At 67.3% G+C, this 15,962-nt stretch carries 14 protein-coding genes and 1 pseudogene; 9 read left to right on the top strand and 6 right to left on the bottom strand.

What is annotated here, in order from left to right; genetic code table 11:
• Nucleotides 1-88, top strand: a pseudogene (locus Q322_RS23255) (IS982 family transposase); the annotation flags it as partial.
• Between the two features lie 377 nt (nt 89-465).
• Nucleotides 466-2,481, top strand: coding sequence for a DNA topoisomerase subunit B (locus Q322_RS0109380; protein WP_029477654.1), 2,016 nt, complete (start codon nt 466-468; stop codon nt 2,479-2,481).
• Between the two features lie 66 nt (nt 2,482-2,547).
• Here Q322_RS0109380 and Q322_RS0109375 read toward each other — a convergent pair whose 3' ends face one another.
• The 4 genes from Q322_RS0109375 to Q322_RS0109360 all read right to left on the bottom strand — a co-directional run bounded on the left by Q322_RS0109375 (nt 2,548) and on the right by Q322_RS0109360 (nt 7,689).
• Complete coding sequence (locus Q322_RS0109375; RefSeq protein WP_029477653.1) at nt 2,548-4,242, bottom strand: S8 family serine peptidase; 1,695 nt, start codon at nt 4,240-4,242, stop codon at nt 2,548-2,550.
• A 57-nt stretch (nt 4,243-4,299) separates the two neighbouring features.
• Nucleotides 4,300-6,690, bottom strand: a complete 2,391-nt coding sequence (locus tag Q322_RS0109370; protein WP_029477652.1) for an AfsR/SARP family transcriptional regulator — start codon at nt 6,688-6,690, stop codon at nt 4,300-4,302.
• Nucleotides 6,691-6,859: 169 nt separating this feature from the next.
• Nucleotides 6,860-7,351: an acyl-CoA thioesterase gene (locus Q322_RS0109365; protein WP_029477651.1), complete on the bottom strand. Its 492-nt coding sequence runs from the start codon at nt 7,349-7,351 to the stop codon at nt 6,860-6,862.
• Nucleotides 7,348-7,689 carry a 4a-hydroxytetrahydrobiopterin dehydratase gene (locus tag Q322_RS0109360; RefSeq protein ID WP_051668389.1) on the bottom strand — a complete coding sequence of 114 codons (342 nt, stop codon included), beginning with the start codon at nt 7,687-7,689 and terminating at the stop codon, nt 7,348-7,350. The genes Q322_RS0109365 and Q322_RS0109360 overlap by 4 nt, the downstream gene beginning before the upstream one ends.
• A gap of 521 nt (nt 7,690-8,210) precedes the next feature.
• Here Q322_RS0109360 and mutS point away from each other — a divergent pair.
• The 6 genes from mutS to Q322_RS24500 all read left to right on the top strand — a co-directional run bounded on the left by mutS (nt 8,211) and on the right by Q322_RS24500 (nt 14,328).
• Nucleotides 8,211-10,757 (top strand): DNA mismatch repair protein MutS, encoded by a 2,547-nt coding sequence (gene mutS, locus Q322_RS0109355; protein ID WP_034418136.1) that lies wholly within the window; start codon nt 8,211-8,213, stop codon nt 10,755-10,757.
• Nucleotides 10,758-10,894: 137 nt separating this feature from the next.
• Complete coding sequence (locus tag Q322_RS0109350; RefSeq protein WP_029477647.1) at nt 10,895-12,292, top strand: FAD-binding oxidoreductase; 1,398 nt, start codon at nt 10,895-10,897, stop codon at nt 12,290-12,292.
• 549 nt (nt 12,293-12,841) lie between these two features.
• Entirely contained in the window at nt 12,842-13,042 is a 201-nt protein-coding gene (locus Q322_RS0109345) for a LamG domain-containing protein (RefSeq protein WP_029477645.1), read from the top strand.
• A gap of 59 nt (nt 13,043-13,101) precedes the next feature.
• A complete protein-coding gene (locus Q322_RS24510) occupies nt 13,102-13,749 on the top strand; it encodes an MFS transporter (protein ID WP_245593200.1) in 648 nt (215 codons plus the stop codon).
• A complete protein-coding gene (locus Q322_RS24505; protein WP_245593199.1) occupies nt 13,655-14,191 on the top strand; it encodes an MFS transporter in 537 nt (178 codons plus the stop codon). The genes Q322_RS24510 and Q322_RS24505 overlap by 95 nt, the downstream gene beginning before the upstream one ends.
• Nucleotides 14,134-14,328 carry a hypothetical protein gene (locus Q322_RS24500; protein WP_245593201.1) on the top strand — a complete coding sequence of 65 codons (195 nt, stop codon included), beginning with the start codon at nt 14,134-14,136 and terminating at the stop codon, nt 14,326-14,328. The genes Q322_RS24505 and Q322_RS24500 overlap by 58 nt, the downstream gene beginning before the upstream one ends.
• Before the next feature lie 105 nt (nt 14,329-14,433).
• Here the strand turns inward: Q322_RS24500 and Q322_RS23250 are convergent, their stop codons facing one another.
• On the bottom strand, nt 14,434-14,643 hold the full coding sequence (locus Q322_RS23250) for a hypothetical protein (protein ID WP_156952976.1): 210 nt from the start codon (nt 14,641-14,643) through the stop codon (nt 14,434-14,436).
• 269 nt (nt 14,644-14,912) lie between these two features.
• Nucleotides 14,913-15,137 carry a hypothetical protein gene (locus tag Q322_RS0109335; protein WP_029477644.1) on the bottom strand — a complete coding sequence of 75 codons (225 nt, stop codon included), beginning with the start codon at nt 15,135-15,137 and terminating at the stop codon, nt 14,913-14,915.
• On the opposite strand from Q322_RS0109335, the gene Q322_RS0109330 reads away from it, so the two are divergent.
• Nucleotides 15,086-15,916, top strand: a complete 831-nt coding sequence (locus Q322_RS0109330; protein ID WP_156952975.1) for a metallophosphoesterase — start codon at nt 15,086-15,088, stop codon at nt 15,914-15,916. The genes Q322_RS0109335 and Q322_RS0109330 overlap by 52 nt on opposite strands.
• The last annotated feature ends 46 nt before the right edge of the window (nt 15,917-15,962 follow it).

The raw sequence follows: 15,962 nt of genomic DNA, 5'->3' as shown, positions 1-15,962 counted from the left end.
GATTCGGTCTGTTCAGACCAAAACGCTGGCCTCATTGCGGTTGCGCGTCGTCCTGGCCGTCATTGCCCACAATCTCACCAAGCCCTAAACGGGGTAACATATTCGGTCCACCTACCCGGTCCCTGCGGGGGCGGCATGCTGCGAAGCGGCGGGGACAGAGGCCGCCGGGCCTACACCAGCACCACACAAGATGTCCCAGTTCCGTCTCCAGTCTGCGTCAGAAACTGTCTCTGTCTGAGACTCTCCAAGGCACCCGACAAAGCCCCACCAGCACGGCCTTTCCAAACCCTCTAAACCACAGACGCTGATTCTGCTACATACGTAATTTGATTGACCAATTTCAACTGTTGTAGTATACTTGGAAGCGATAAAAGGCGCACGCAGCGCCCCCCGTACTTTCAAATTCCACCCTCCAGTTTTGAACGCGGTCCCGCGTCAGAAATGGGTCCGCGCCGCAGGAGTCTCATGACCAGAACTGAAAATCAGAATGCCGCTCCAGCCCAATCCCGCGTTGCAGGTGGCCCGGATGCCCAGTATACCGCCGCCGATATCTCCGTCCTCAAGGGCCTGGAAGCCGTTCGCAAGCGCCCCGGCATGTATGTGCAGGGCGGCACGGGCATCGACGGTTACCACCAACTGCTGACCGAGATCATCGACAACGCCATCGACGAGGGCACGGCTGGATTCGCCGACGAGATCCACGTCATCATGCACGCCGACGGCAGCGCCACCGTCACCGACAACGGGCGCGGCATTCCCGTAGACATGATGGAGTCCGAGGGCCGCCCCGCCATCGAGGTCATTTTTACCGAGCTGCATGCCGGGGGCAAATTCGGCCAGGGCGCGTACAAGGTGTCCGGCGGCCTGCACGGCGTCGGCTCCAGCGTGGTCAACGCCCTGAGTACCTATCTGGACGTGACCGTCAACAAGGGCGGCAAGCTGCACCACATCCGCTTCGAGCAGGGCGTGGTCACCACACCGCTGGAAGTGCTGGGCGACACGCCGGGTGACGTGAGCTGGGCCACCAAAGTCAGCTTCCACCCCGACGCGGGCGTGTTCAAGGAGTTCGACAACGCCTTTTCCTATGACCGCATCCGGGGCCGCCTGCGCGAGCTGGCGTACCTGACCGGCCTGAAGATCGTGGTCCGCGACGAGCGCACCGAACTGCACGCCGGAGAGGTCCGCGAGGAAGTCTTCTACGAGCAGGGCGGCATCTCCAACTTCGCCCGTGCGCTGGTCACCGACGACACCAAGCTGCTGTATGACCAGCCCATCGTGATGCGCGGCACCCACAGCGACGTGATCGTGGAAGTCGCCTTTATCCACGCCAACACCTACTCGTCGGACAACATCCTGACCTACGCCAACATGATCCGCACCCGCGACGGCGGCACGCCGCTGACCGGCTTCAAGACCGCCTACACGCGCATTCTGAACAAGTACGCCAAGGATAAGAACATGATCAAGTCCGGGAACCCGGTTCCCAGCGGCGACGACTTGCTGGAAGGGATTTACTGCGTGGTCAGCGTGCAGCTCGGCGAGCCGCAGTTTGAGTCGCAGGCCAAGGTCAAGCTGCTGAACAGCGAGGCACAGACGGCAGTGAACGCCGTGGTGGGCGAGAAGTTCGCCGAATTCCTGGAAGAGAACCCCAAGGTCGGCAAGACCATCGTGGAAAAGGCTGCCGAGGCCGCCCGCGCCCGCGAGGCCGCCCGCAAGGCCAGAGACATCGTGCGCCGCAGCAACCCGCTGGAAAACGACGACCTGCCCGGCAAGCTGGCCGACTGCTCCAGCCAGGACCCCGCCGAGTCCGAGCTGTTTATCGTGGAGGGCATCAGCGCGGGCGGCAGCGCCAAGGGCGGACGCGAGCGCCGCTTCCAGGCCATCTTACCCCTGCGCGGCAAGATCCTGAACGTGGAAAAGTCCGAGCTGAACAAGATCCTTAAAAACGCCGAGATCCGGGCATTGATCGCCGCCATCGGTGCGGGCGTGGAGGGGACCGGAGACCGGATGCACTTTGACCTGTCCAACCTGCGCTACCACAAGATCATTATCATGACCGACGCGGACATGGACGGCGGCCACATCGCTACGCTGCTGCTGACCTTCTTCTACCGCTACATGCGGCCCGTCGTGGAGGCCGGATATCTGTACATCGCACAGCCGCCGCTGTATCGCCTAACGGTGGGCCGCGAGAAGAAGGGCGTGTACCTGTACAACGAGGCAGATCTGAAGCAACACGTCGCCCGCGCCAACAAGGAGGGCAAGAAGTACGACATCCAGCGCTTCAAGGGCCTGGGCGAGATGAACGCCGACCAGTTGTGGGACACCACCATGAACCCCGAAACCCGCGCCATGAAGCGTGTGGGCATCGAGGACCTGATCGTCGCCAACGAGGTCTTCGAGGACCTGATGGGCAACGAGGTCGCGCCCAGAAAGCTGTTCATTCAGGAGAATGCGCGCTTTGCCGAGATCAGCGTCTAAATCCTTCCTCTAAACAGTCCCTCCTCCGGTGTGGAAGAGGGGCTTGCTGCTGGTTCTACATCCCGGTTACGGACAGGCCCGAACCACGCTCTGCGGCAGTGGCAACTGCCCCGGCGTGTTCACGTAAGGCAGGAACGGCACGCCCGGTTTGCAGGCCATCCAGTCGGCCAGCACGCCCGCCACCACCGGCGCGGCGAAGCTGGTGCCGAAGTAGGGCCACCCGCCAAACCAGAATTCGCCGGGGGCCTGCACGCTGGGGGGCAGGCTGATCAGGCCGGGATTGCCCACGCCCCGGTTGTAGGTCGCTGTCTGTAGGGTGGCGATGTCCCAGGCCGCCACGCTCAGCAGCATGGTGGGGGCGTTGCGGCTGCGCGAGACGGCGAAGTTGGCGCTCCAGTCCGCCGGATAGTGGTTGCAGCGGTCCCCTTTGACCAGCCCTTCGCAGTCGTCACGGTTGCCATAGGAGGCTGCCGTGGGGACACCCGCCGCCGCCACTTCGCGCAGGGCCAGTTGCACTCCCAGCGCCGGATACGCGCCGCCCACGCTGAGGCTGACCACATGTTTGCCGCCGTGACGGGCTTCCTCCGCCACGGCGCACAGGGCCTTGACGGTGTCGAGGGTGGAGCAGACGCCGTTCTTGTCGCAGACCTTGTGGTAATCCAGCGCCGCGCCGGGGGCGACGGTCTGGGCCACCTGTCCGGCGATGGAGCCGTGGAAAGGCCGCGTGGGTTTGAAGGGCGAGTCGGGGTACTTCACATTGTAATAGTTCACCAGACCGGGCGTCACGAACGGGTCTTCTGTGTTGCTGGCCGTATCCAGCACATGAATCACCACGCCCTTGCCGCTGCCGGTGGGCCGGTCCAAGAAGGTCTGGATGATCGTTGCGGGAGGCCCGTCTTGGTAGGGGGCCTGGGATTGGGTGGGATGGCCGTAGGTAGATGGATCAGTGCCCAACATGCCACCGAAGAGCAAGTTCAGTAGCGAGATGACCTGTCCCGTCGGCAGCCCGGAAATGGGCAGGAGGGCAGCCACCTGGCCGCAGAAATCGCCGGAACGCGGCTGAAAGGCTGGGGGCCGGAGCAGGTTTTTCAGGCTCAGGTTCGGGTTCACAGTGGTCCGGGGCGGCAGGGTGGGCACCCGGAGACCGGTAACCTGGGCGGACGGGAGGGCCGACTTCCGGGGCTGGCGGCCCGGTGTCAGGGGTTGCGGGGCCGGAATTTCCAGCGACGCGAGCGATTTGATGGTCACGGTCAGTTCGGGTGGGCAGGAGCGCTGGCAGCCGCTGAGCAGTTGCTCCAGCCGCTGTCGGTACAGCTTCGGGAACTCGACCTGAAGATCAGGCGGCAGGTACGCCACGGTGTCCTGCGCCGCCGACTCCGGGGGCAGCACCGTCAGACTCAGCATCAGGCTCCTCTGAAAATCGGTGTCTGTAAACCCGACGGACTGCGGGCCACCGCCCGCCTTTTCGGGAACCGTGAACCGCAGCCAGCCGGAAACTGGATCGGTGGTATATGCCGTGAGCTGACCGCCTACCCGCAGCCCGCCCTTCTCTACTCCCCCACGCGGCACGTTGGTGATCCAGACCGTATCGCCGGGAGCCGCCACTTGGGGGAACAGGCGGACCTGCATTTGGGCGCTGACCGACGAACCCCGGACCTGCGCGCTCTGGGCCGCTGCGTTTCCCGCCGCCAACGGCAACATCACGCACAACCATCCGGCCACCCACCGCCACCGCACCAGCCTGAGCGTATTTTTAACCATTTTTAACCTCCAGGAATTACTGTGCATTCCAGGGCGTGATCAGGGCATGATCGGTTTTCAGGAGCGCAGGGAACGGGTGTTCGGCGCGGCGACGATCCTGGCATTGCGCCGAATGTGGTCTACCAGCTCGGTCTGCCCGGCCCGGACGAGCATTTCCAGGGTGTCCTCGAAAGCGCTCAGGTCACCCTCGATCTCGCTGAGATTGCTCAGGGTCAGGCCCATCTGGCGAATGGCCCCAGTTCCCCGCAGGTGGTTCAAGGTGGTCCGGTAAAGTTCGGCGGCTTCATGGAGCTTCCCCTGCAAATGTCGGCGAACTCCCAGATTGCCCAGAGCCGAGGCCAGCCCCAGTTGATCCCCCGCCTTGGTCAGCTCCAAGATCGCCTCCTCCATGACCGCGTCGGACACCTCGGCCTGCCCGGCGTCGATCAGCACCTGGGCGTAATTCACCAGCGCCGTTCCCCTAACGCTGGGCAACCCCCTGGATTCGTCCAGCACTTCTCCAAACGCCTCGGCGGGCGCAGCGCCCAGACGCACTTTCATTTTCGCCACCAGCACCAGTTCATTCAGGCGCTCCTCCTGATTGCCGCCCAACTGCCACAGATCGGCGGCGATCTGGGCGTAGCGTCGGGCCTCGTCCCAGGACTCCTGAATGTTGGGCACACTTGCCGCCCGCGCAGCTTCTGGCCCGCTGCCCCGGACCTCCTTTGCCAGCGCGGCAGCTTCCTCGTGGCGGCCCAGGCGCACTAGGGCGGTGGCGCGGGCCACCGTGACCGCCCCATCGGCCTGCCGGGCAGGCTCCAGCTTTTGCAGGCGGGCCAGCGCCTCGGCATAGCGGCCCGCCCCCAGCAAGGCCCAGGCGTGCGGGACGGCCAGTTCGGGGCGCTCGGTGAAGATGTCCAGCAGCGCCACAGCCTCGCCGGGGTAACCGCGTTCCAGCAGGTATTCGGCGCGCAGGGCTGCCGTATGGGCAGCGCGGTCCTCGTCGGCATCCTCCCACAGGTCACGGGCAACCGCGTAGTGGGGCCAGGCGGCAGCCCCAGGCAGAACGCGGGCCAGCTTGAGGTGCAGCAGGTGGGCGTGGACGTGAATGCGCTCGATCTTCTCGCGGGCGGCGGCGGCGGCGTAGACCTGCCCCGTCTCACGGGTCAGGCCCTCCACGGTCAGGTGGCTCAGAGTCAGGGCAAAGTCGGCGGCGCTCAGGCCCAGCGCGCGGGCCGTGGCGCGCAGATCCGGCGTTTCCTGGAGGGCCAGCAGCAGGAAGGCGTCGCGGGCCGCCGTGGGCAGGGCGCGGATTCTGGCCCCCTGGCGTCCGTCCAGCGCCTCGCCCGCCAGCACCGCGCCCACCAGCGTGGGGTGGCCGTCGGTCAGGGCGTGTAGCCCCGGCTGATCCTCCAGGGCCTCACTGGACAGCAGCCCCAACTCCAGATGCAGGTCCACGCCAAAGGGCGGGTGGCGGCGCGAGACCACCAGCAGCGCCGCGCCGGGACGCTGGCGGGCGGCCAGGGCCAGGGCCGCCTGCGTGGCCATATCCGCACCCTCCCAGTCGTCCACCGCCACGCGCAGGGCCGGATCGCGCAGGAGGGCCAGTGGGGCGGCGGGATTGATCGGCATTTCTCCCCGGGCCAGCGGCTCCAGCGTGCCGTACGGACGGTCCGCGCGGGCCTGGAGGACGGTCCAGCCGCCCGCACGGGCCAGCGCCAGCAGCAAGGCGCTCTTGCCCATGCCGCCGGGACCGCTGACCCAGGCCACCTCCCCGGCCCCCAGACGCGACAGTTGGCTCAATTCCTCCTCGCGGCCCAGGAATGGCGCGTCCGACAGGCCAGGGGCCACCCCCAGCGTCAGGCCCAGCGCGTGCGCCTCGCGCCCGACACCCTCGGCCAGCGGATGCCCGGCCAGATGCAGCAGGTGGTGCAATCGGGGCAGTTCCAGTTCATCGGGGGGCGGTGCGCCCCTGACATTCAGGGCGTGGGCGGCCAGTTCCCCGGCCCTCGCCGCACGTCCATGCGCCGCCGCCGCCGCTGCCTTATTCAGCCACAGGCCCCGGACCTCGCGGGCCAGTGCCTCGCGGGTCTCATAGATCCATTCCTCTAAGTCCGCGCCCAGCGGGATGTTCAGGGTATCCAGAAAGGGACCGCCGTACAGCGCCGTGGCCCGCGCCAGTTCACCGCCGTGGGCCAGTTCACGCAGCTCTCTCAGGTCGCAGAGCACCCCCGCGCCCGCCTCGACCCGGCTGCCCTGCTCCTGCACCGCACCGGGCAGCGAGCGTAGATGCACCAGATGCTGCGCCAGACTGTTCATGGGGTTGGCGGCGTCCGGCCAGAACAGATCGGCCAGGCGGCGGCGCGGCTGCGGTCCCTCGGCACACAGGTATGCCAGGAGCAAAAGCACCTTCTGCCTGCGGAAAGTGATCCCCTCCACGGACAGGCCCCCCAGCGTCCGCAGTTTCATAGATCCCCATTCTGGACTCGAGGTGTCTGAAGTGCAACAAAAGATCGGTTTCCCTTGACTGAAAGGGATGAATATCGCGCTGTGTCATCTGGAAAACAACAAAGCGTCGGGGCTTCTTCGAGATCGGCGGAGCGTGAAGATTCAAGACCTCATTCGCGTGAAAAAAGCCTCATTTATCCTGGTCCCGGGGGCCAAAACCGAAGCGGTGAATCACCTCGGCGGGCGCGCGCTTGGGACGGCCCGTGCCAGGGTCCACCCAGACCCACTCGGTCTGACACTCGGCCAGGCGCAGGCCGCCCCTGGGTGGATCGCCGTCGTTAACGCGGTCGATGGTATAGGCACGCACGCTCCGCAGGCCCGCGTGGACGGTCAGCGCCGTGCGGACCCGTACCCGGTCTCTCAGCAAGGCCGGGCGGTGGTAATTGATGACGTGCTGCCGCGCCACCGGCACCGCGCCCAGCGCGCGCAGGGCGTCTGTGCCCATACCCAGCCGGTCCGCGTGGGCGCGGGCGGTCTGCTCGCACCACACCAGATAGACCGTGTTGTTGACATGGTTCATCTCGTCCAGATGCTCCAGTCCCACCGTCAGCACCCCCTCGTGCCGCCGCGCGAGGGATAGGCCGTCCCACAGAATATCGGCGTCGGGAATACTGAGTTTCAACTCTCAGCGCCGCCTTCCGGTTTGGCCGCCAGATCAAACAGACCGTTGACCGCCTGCGCGCCTGCGATATCGGCCTCCGTCACGCCGCCCGCGTCGTGGGTGAAGTAATTGAGCTTGACCCGTTTGTAAAAGATGTGGATGTCCGGATGATGCCCCCGTTCCTCGGCCAGCGCCGCCACCTGCACGGCGAAGTCCACCCCGGCCCGGTAGCTGCCAAAGGCGAATTCGCGGAACAGCATGCCGTCGTCGCCCCACCACCCGGCGGGCTTGAGGTCATGCACGTCGCCGTCGGTCAGTCGGCGCTCCGGGTCGTAACCCATGCGGGGATCGTAGGCCATCTGCCCATGTTACGGGACCGCCGCTGGGGGCACCCGGCCTGCCGGAAAAATAACCGGAATGTGAAATTTCGATGATTAGAGTGTGAAGTGTGAACAGTCTCTGGCCCACAGATAAGATAAAATTCACACTGTCAGCAAATTATACGAGATCCATCACTTTCGTTTGTCTCAGCTCTTTTGTCTTGGATCGTCCCCGACGAGGTGTCTGCCATGAATGAGTGGATTCGCCGTTTTCGTTCCTTCTTTGCCCCCCTGCACCCTGCCCCGCAGCCGCTTCCCGTAATGGTCAGCCAGCCCGTCAGGCAACCGCTGCGTTCGCGTTCCAGTGCGCCGCCTATCACTGAGCTTGAGCTGCTGAGGGCGCTGGGTTGTGACGTTTAGGATCTGTGACGCTTAAGATCTGACGCCTTGAATTCGGCGCTCTGGAAAGTTCCGGTCCTGCCCTCGCGCGGGGCTTTTTCTCCGCTATTGCCGCCCAACTTCCCATGCCCCCAACTTCCGCCCGCTATGCTGCCCGGCATATGCGGGTGGCTCAGAATGTACTCAAGGGAACGGGCAACGGGGCGCTGCCGCCGATGCTGGAGCAGTATGTGAACATGCGCGACGAGGTGGCCGCGCAGCTCCCGCACGCCATCTTGCTGTTTCAGGTGGGCGACTTTTACGAGACCTTCGGCGAGGACGCCGAGCGCACCGCCCGGTTGCTGCGAATTGCGCTGACCCACAAGAGCAGCAAGGACTTCAGCACCCCGATGGCCGGGATTCCGCTGCGGGCGCTGGACAGCAATGTGGAGCGGTTGCTCTCTGCGGGCGTGTGCGTGGCGGTGGCCGATCAGATGGAGGAACCCGGCAGCGGGCTGGTGGAGCGCAAGGTCACGCAACTGCTGACCCCCGGCACCGTCACCGAGGAACGCCACCTGAGCGCCGACGAGAACTATCTGGCGGCGGTGGCGACCGGCGACGGCTACGCGCTGGCCCTGCTGGACGTGTCCACCGGCGAGTTCAGGTGCGCCGCCTTCCACACCCGTTCGGCGCTGTACGACGAGCTGTCGCGCTGGCGGGCGCGCGAGGTGCTGCTGGCCCCCGAACTGTCGGGAAATCCGGCGCTGCTCTCCGATTTCCAGACCCGCTTTCCAGTGATGCTCTCCCCGGCCAATTTCGAGGAGGCGGGCTGCTGCGATGAGCTGAAAGCCGTGCTGGGCGAGGTGCCGGGCAGCCTGACCTCGGCGGCGCTGCGGCGGGCCTGCGGGGCAGTGCTGGGCTACGCGCGCGTGACGCAGCAGGGCAAGCTGGGGATGGTGCGCCGCGCCGTGCGCTTCGAGCCAGGGGCGCACATGCGCCTGCCGGAAGCGGCGGTGCGGGCGCTGGAGCTGTTCACCGCGCAGGCTCCGGGCGGCGTCACGTTGATGGACGTGCTGTGCCAAACCCGCACGGCGGGCGGAAGGCGCAGGTTGCGGGCCTGGCTGCGCGCCCCGCTGCTGGATGAACTGAGCATCCGCGCCCGCCTGGACGGCGTGACCACCCTGACCCGCGCCGCCGATCTGCGCGGCGGGGTGCGCTCGCTGCTGTACCGCGCGCACGATCTGGAACGCCTGTCGGCGAGGGTTGCCACCCGCCGCGCCACCCCCCGCGAAGTCGCCTCGCTGGCCCGCACGCTGGAGCTGCTGCCCGAGGCGGTGCGCTTGCTGGACGGCACCGACGGTCTGCTGGGCGGCGTGCGCGCCCGCCTGGCCGGACTGCCCGAAGTCGTGACCCGCATCCGCGCCGCGCTGGTGGACGATCCGCCCATCCGGGCCGGGGACGGCGGCCTGATCCGCGACGGCTTTCACGGCGGCCTGGATGACCTGCGAAACGGGGCGGTGGGCCACCGCGCCTGGCTGGCCGAGCTGGAGATTTCCGAGCGGACGCGCACCGGCATCGGCAACCTGAAAGTCGGCTTCAACAACGTCTTCGGCTATTTCCTGGAGGTGACCGGGCCGCACCTGAGCAAGGTGCCGCCCGATTACCGCCAGATCGCCACCCTCAAGGACCGCGCCCGCTTCACGCGCCCCGATCTGCGCGAACGCGAACGCGAGATCGCCCGGCTGGAGGCGGCGGCGGGGCGGCTGGAGCTGGAAGTCTTTACCGAGCTGCGCGACAGCCTGGCCGCCCACGCCGAGGCCCTGTCGGAGGCAGCGGGGGCGCTGGCCGAGCTGGACGTGCTGGCGGCCCTGGCTGAAATTGCTGTGGACTGCGGCTGGACCCGCCCGCAGACCGCAGACGGCGGCGCGCACCTGACCCAGGCCCGGCACCCGGTGGTGGAGCAGGCCACAGGCGGCAAGTTCGTTCCCAATGACGCCACCCTGGGCGCGGGCCGCACCACACTGCTGCTGACCGGGCCGAATATGGCGGGCAAGTCCACCTACCTGCGAACCGTCGCCATCTGCGCGCTGCTGCACCAGATCGGCTCCTTTGTGCCCGCCGACGGGGCCGAGTTGCCTGTCTACGACGCCATTCACACCCGGATCGGCGCGTCGGACGATCTGGCGGGGGGGCGCAGCACCTTCATGGTGGAGATGTCGGAGCTGGCCGCCATCCTGCACGGCGTCACGGCCCGCAGCCTGGTCATACTGGACGAGGTGGGGCGCGGCACCTCCACGCTAGACGGCCTGGCCATCGCGCAGGCGGCGCTGGAACATCTACACGCCACCGGCGCGCACACGCTGTTTGCTACCCATTACTTCGAGCTGACCCGGCTGGAGGGCGAGCATCCCGGCCTGATCAACCTGCATGTCGCCGCCGAGGAGGACGAGCGGCCAGACGGGGGCGGGCGCGGCCTGACCTTTTACCACCAAGTCATTCCCGGCGCGGCACGCCAGAGCTACGGCGTGGAAGTCGCGCGCCTGGCAGGCCTTCCCGCCCCCGTGACCGCCCGCGCCGCCCGCCTGCTGACCGCCCTGAACACCGGCAGCGACGATGGCCGCCTGACCCGCGAACTGGCCGCGCTGGACCTAGGCCGCCTGACGCCCATGCAGGCGCTGGAGCTGCTGAACAGTTGGCAACGGGACCTGGTGGGGGCGGAGAGGGTCTGAATGTCCAGAGGTCAGAACGCTTAGAGTCAGAACAGAGTTTGTCGCTTCCCCTTCGTTGCGGGGGAGAGTGGAAGGGGAAGGCAGGCGACACCGCAGCGCTTGCCACCCGCAACAGCCCTCGTTGATAGGAGCCGCCCATGACCACCCAACTCCCGCGCCCAGACACCCTTTCGCCCGCCGCCCTGACCGCCCTGCAAGCCCGCTTCGGCACGCAACTCGACACCACTACTGCCACGCTTGAATCTCATGGACGCGACGAGAGCCGCCAGGAATTTGCCTCGCCACACGCCGTCCTGTTCGCGCAGAGCGAGGCGGATGTGGTGGGCGCGCTCCAGTTGGCCTGCGAACACGGTTTTCCGGTGGTGCCCTTCGCGGTGGGCAGCAGTCTGGAGGGTCAGGTGGTGCCGGTGCGCGGCGGGCTGTCGCTGGACGTGAGCGGCATGAAGGCGGTGCTGGAGGTGGCGGCGGGCGGCTTTCAGGCCACCGTCCAGCCAGGGGTGACCTATCCGGAGTTGAACCGTCAGGTGCGCCACCTGGGCCTCTTCTTCCCCGTCGATCCCGGCGCGGAGGCCAGTCTGGGCGGCATGGCGTCCACCAATGCCAGCGGCACGGCGGCGGTACGCTACGGCACCATGCGCGACAACGTGCTGGAACTGCGGGTGGCGCTGGCTTCCGGCGAGGTCATCCGGGTGGGCAGCAAGGCCCGCAAGACCAGCGCCGGGTATGACCTCAAGAACCTGTTCATCGGCGCGGAGGGCACGCTGGGCGTGATCACCGAGCTGACGGTCAAGCTGTGGCCGCTGCCCGCCCATCTGGTGGTGCTGCGGGCCAACTTTGAGACGCTGGGGGCCGCTGCCCGCACGGCGGTGGACATCATGGGCGCGGCGCTGCAACCCGAACGGCTGGAGCTGATCGACGAGCGCCAGATTCACGCCGTCAATGTCCACAAGGGCACCGAGTTTCCCGAAGCGCCCACCCTCTGGATCGAGCTGGCCTCGCCCAGTTCGGCGGCGCTGGCCGAGGCGCTGGAGCTGTGCCGCGAACTGGTCACGGACGCGGGCGGAACCGGGTTGCACGCCGCCCACAGCGCCGAGGAGCGCGCCAGGGTGTGGGAGGCGCGTCACCACGCCTATTACGCCCTTACCGCGCTGCATCCCGGTCACGTCAACATGACCACCGACCTGTGCGTGCCGCTGCATCAGTTGCCCGAGGTGGTGGAGTTCACGCGCCAGCAGGCGGATGCGGCTGAGCTGGACGCCAGCATCGTAGGGCACGTCGGGGACGGCAACTTCCATGTGCTGTTCCACGCGCCGCCGGACGACGCGGAGACGTGGGCGCGGGTCAACGCCGTGTATGACGCGATGATCACCGAGACGCTGGCGCGCGGCGGCACATGCACCGGCGAACACGGCGTCGGCCTGCACAAGCGCGGCTATCTGGCCCGCGAACACGGTGACACGCTGGAGCTGATGCGCGGCGTCAAGGCGCTGCTGGACCCGGCAGGGCTGCTGAATCCGGGGAAAATCCTGCCCTGAACCGCACACCGGCGGGGCCGGGCCGGGGAACGCGCAATATGGTCCCAAGAAATCCAAGCCGCGCAGCACAGATTCTTTCACTGAACTGAAGAATCATGGGTAGACCGTGTCGCACGGACCTGATCGCCGGGCCGCGCCTGAATTCTGCTCCCCACCGTCCTGGTCCAGGAGGCCACCTGCGTTTCATCTTCACCTTTATGCAAGGAGAAGACCCCTGCCCGACACCCCCTTCAACCCTCGCGCCGCCCTGCCCAGTCCTGCCCAGCCCATATTCCCCATGTTCCAGCCGATATCACGGGCGCGTTCCACCTGCCGGGGCCACCCGCCGGGGCCTGCGCCACGCCGGTCTCGGCATGCTGCGGCAAGCCCCAGGCCACCACCGACGTCCGCACCCGCGACAGCTCCGGGAACTTCCGGCTGCATCTGGAATTCCGCCTTCCCGCCAGCCGCAACGCCGCCCTGCCGCCGGGCACCTGGCAGAGTTACGACATCCAGTTCCGCGCCGCGCGCTGACAGGGCGGCCAGAACCCCGGGGACGCCCGCGCCACGGTGGACCTCAACGGCGAGAGGATTCAGGACGACGTGGCCCTGAGTTCCCCCACCTTGCTGGGTGACCCGGAAGCCGAGACGCCGGGGCCAACCGTGCTGCAAGACCACGCCAGCAAGGTCAGCTTCCGGAAAATCTGGGTGCTGCCGGAGGGCACTCCGAAGGGAAACGCGCCCTGTGTTGCCTCTTCGGGCAGCACTTGATCCATGAAGAATAACTTTAATTCCCAAACCGCTTGTCTTTTTCAATCTATACTGCGGGCATGACCCGGACGACTTCAACCGCTTCCAGTTCAGCGGTTGCGCCGCCCTCCTCTGAACCGCACGCCACTCCCGCACCCGACAGCCTGACCCGGTTGACCCTGCTGCTGCTGGCGGCGCTGACCATCATGTCGGGGGCCACCATCGCGCCCGCGCTGCCCGCTATGCAGCTTCACTTTGCGGGTCACCCGAACGTGGGGCTGCTGGTCAAGCTCTCGCTGACCACCGTGGGGCTGGCGATTGCCGTGAGCGCGCCGCTGGGCGGCATCCTGGCAGACCGCTTCGGGCGGCGGCCCGTGCTGATCGGCTCGTTGCTGCTGTACGCGCTGGGTGGGGCCAGCGGCCTGGTGATCTCGTCGCTGGACGCGCTGCTCGTGGGCCGCGTGGTGCTGGGGCTGGCGGGGGTCGGGACCATGACGGCGGGCGGCGCACTGGTCAACGACTATTTTACGGGTGCGGCGCGCGGTAAGTTCCTGAGTCAGCAGGCGTCCTTTACCAGTTTCGGCGGCGCGGTGCTGCTGCCGCTGGGCGGGCTGCTGGCGGGGGTCGGCTGGCGTGCGCCGTTCGGCCTTGTACCTGATCTCATTGCTGCTGCTGCCGCTGGTGCTGCGGTTGCCGCGCGGCGTCCCCGGCCCGGTACAGACGGATGAAGCAGAGGAAAAACCGCGCTGGGGAACCATCGCCGTCATTTATCTTCTGGCGCTGGCGTACATGGTGGTCTTTTACCTGATGCCCGCGCAGGGGCCGTTTCTGCTGCAATTCCTGGGGGCGTCTCCGGCCTCTACCGGGTTGCTGCTGGGCGTCTTCACGCTGACGGCGGCCCTGACGGCACCGGGTTACTCGGGCCTGGCGGGGCGTTTCGATCACCGCCGAGTGGCGGGACTGGGGCTACTGCTGCTGGCGGCGGGCTGGGGCGTGGTGTCGGCGGGCAGCAGCATTTCCGGGGTGCTGCCGGGCCTGATCGTCGCCGGACTGGGCGGCGGGCTGGCCCTGCCCAGTCTGTACACCTGGCTGGCCGAGCTGACCCCACGGGCGTGGCGCGGGCGCATTGTGGCGGGCATGAGCAGCGCCATCTTCCTGGGCCAGTTCTAAGTCCGCTGCTGCTGGCCGCGCCCGCCGCCCACCCCGCACAGGGCTTCGTGTGGGGGGCAATTGTGATCGGGGTGATCGGGGCCGCGCTGCTGGCGGTCAGTTTTACAGGCGGCGGACGGCAGGTCAGCGCGGCCTGAGCAAAGGACTCAGGACCGCTGCACTTTGCGGGTGTCCTCACCGGCCCTGATTGCAGACGAACTCCGGGGCCTGGCCCTGGCCGGGTTGACCTCCGCGCAGGACGCCTATGAGGCGAACCCCGCCCCACCCTGGAGACCACCGACGCCGCCTGGTGCGGCTGGGACACCCTGCCGCCGCTGCATCCCGGCCACGCCCGGACAACCCTCGGCGTGCGCCTGACTCGCCTGCCCGTCCGTGCCGTGGGCCTCGCGCTGCTGCGTCCCCGCTGACCCCGCGCCGCCCACTCGCACCCGCAACCGTGAGGTTGAGGACATGAGGAACCCACAGCTCTGGCTATGCTGCTGGAGTGAACGAATCGGCAGCACAACCCGCCCACGCCCGCTTTGACCGCCTGCTGGGGCGTTGCGTGGCCCGGCACGGACGCTTCGGCCACCCGGCCCACATTCACCTGGCTTAGCAACTGCTCAAAGAATCGTCGGCGCTGGAGGCCCTGGCCACCTTTAACGGCGGCCTGCTGGCCCTGGCCCAGCGGCTGAACCTGACCGACAAGTACAACGCCACCCTGACCACCATTTATTTTTTTCTAGTCCTGGAACGCCGCCAGGCGGGGCAAGGCTGGGAGGAATTCGCGGAACAGAACGCCGATCTGCTGGACTGGGAGGGGCGATTTAAGCTGCTCGGCCCGTTTTACGACGCCGGGGCGCTGGATTCGGAGGCCGCGCGGCGGGGTTTTGTCATGCCGCAGGTGCCACAGCTCTGAGCGCCCCGGCCCTCCCACCCTGGACGCCCGCGCAGTGGGACGGCTCATGGCTGGTCATTCCCGACTTGCACGGCCACGCGGCCCGGCTGGACGCGGCGCTCAAAGTGGCGGCAAAGCATCCAGGGGCGCGGCTGGCCTTTCTGGGCGACCTGATAGACGACTCGCCGCGCCGCCGTCTGGCCCGCAAGGCGAAAGACGCCCCCGGCAGCCCCGACGACTCCCGCGCCATCATGCAGACCGTCCGGCACCTGGCCGAAATGGGCCGCGCCGAGGTGCTGCTGGGCAACCACGAGGTCATGGCACTGGCCACCGTGCTGGACGATCACCGCCCGCTGATGGACGTGTGGTGGCGCGTGGGCGGCAGGGAAGCGGCGGCCTCCTATGCCTGGCAGGGCAAGGGCGAGGCGGGCAAACTGGCCGACGATCTGCGCTGGCTGCGCGAACGCGGGCGGCTGTGGCTGACCATCGGGCCACCGGGCGCGGGAGTGCTGCTGTCACATGCCACGCGGCCCAGTCTGTCACGCTCCCTGAGCGGACAGGACTGCGCCGACAATCTGACGCCCAGCGCCGCGCAGGACGACGTGGTGTGGTTCCCGCTGGGGCTAGGCAGCGGCTACGGCAGCCGCCTGCGCTCGCTGCCGCTGCTGGGTGACGGCCTGATCGCCAGTTTGCACGGCCACATGGAAACGCCGGACCTCTGGACGCTGCTGGACACTCAGGACATGCCTGCCTACCAGCTCGATCTGCACCCGGCCCAGCGCAGGCTGGCGCTGATGCACGTCGGCGACCAGGGAGAGTTGACGGCGCAGGTGGTCCGGGTGGATTGAGGTTGACCGCAAGACGGGGCGGCCAGGGGCGGAACCTGGCTGAGCA

The sequence above is a fragment of the Deinococcus frigens DSM 12807 genome, from assembly GCF_000701425.1.
GTDB classification, from domain to species: Bacteria; Deinococcota; Deinococci; order Deinococcales; family Deinococcaceae; genus Deinococcus; species Deinococcus frigens.
The sequence above is the reverse complement of the archived record's forward strand: the minus strand, read 5'-3'. Positions and strand labels throughout refer to the sequence as shown.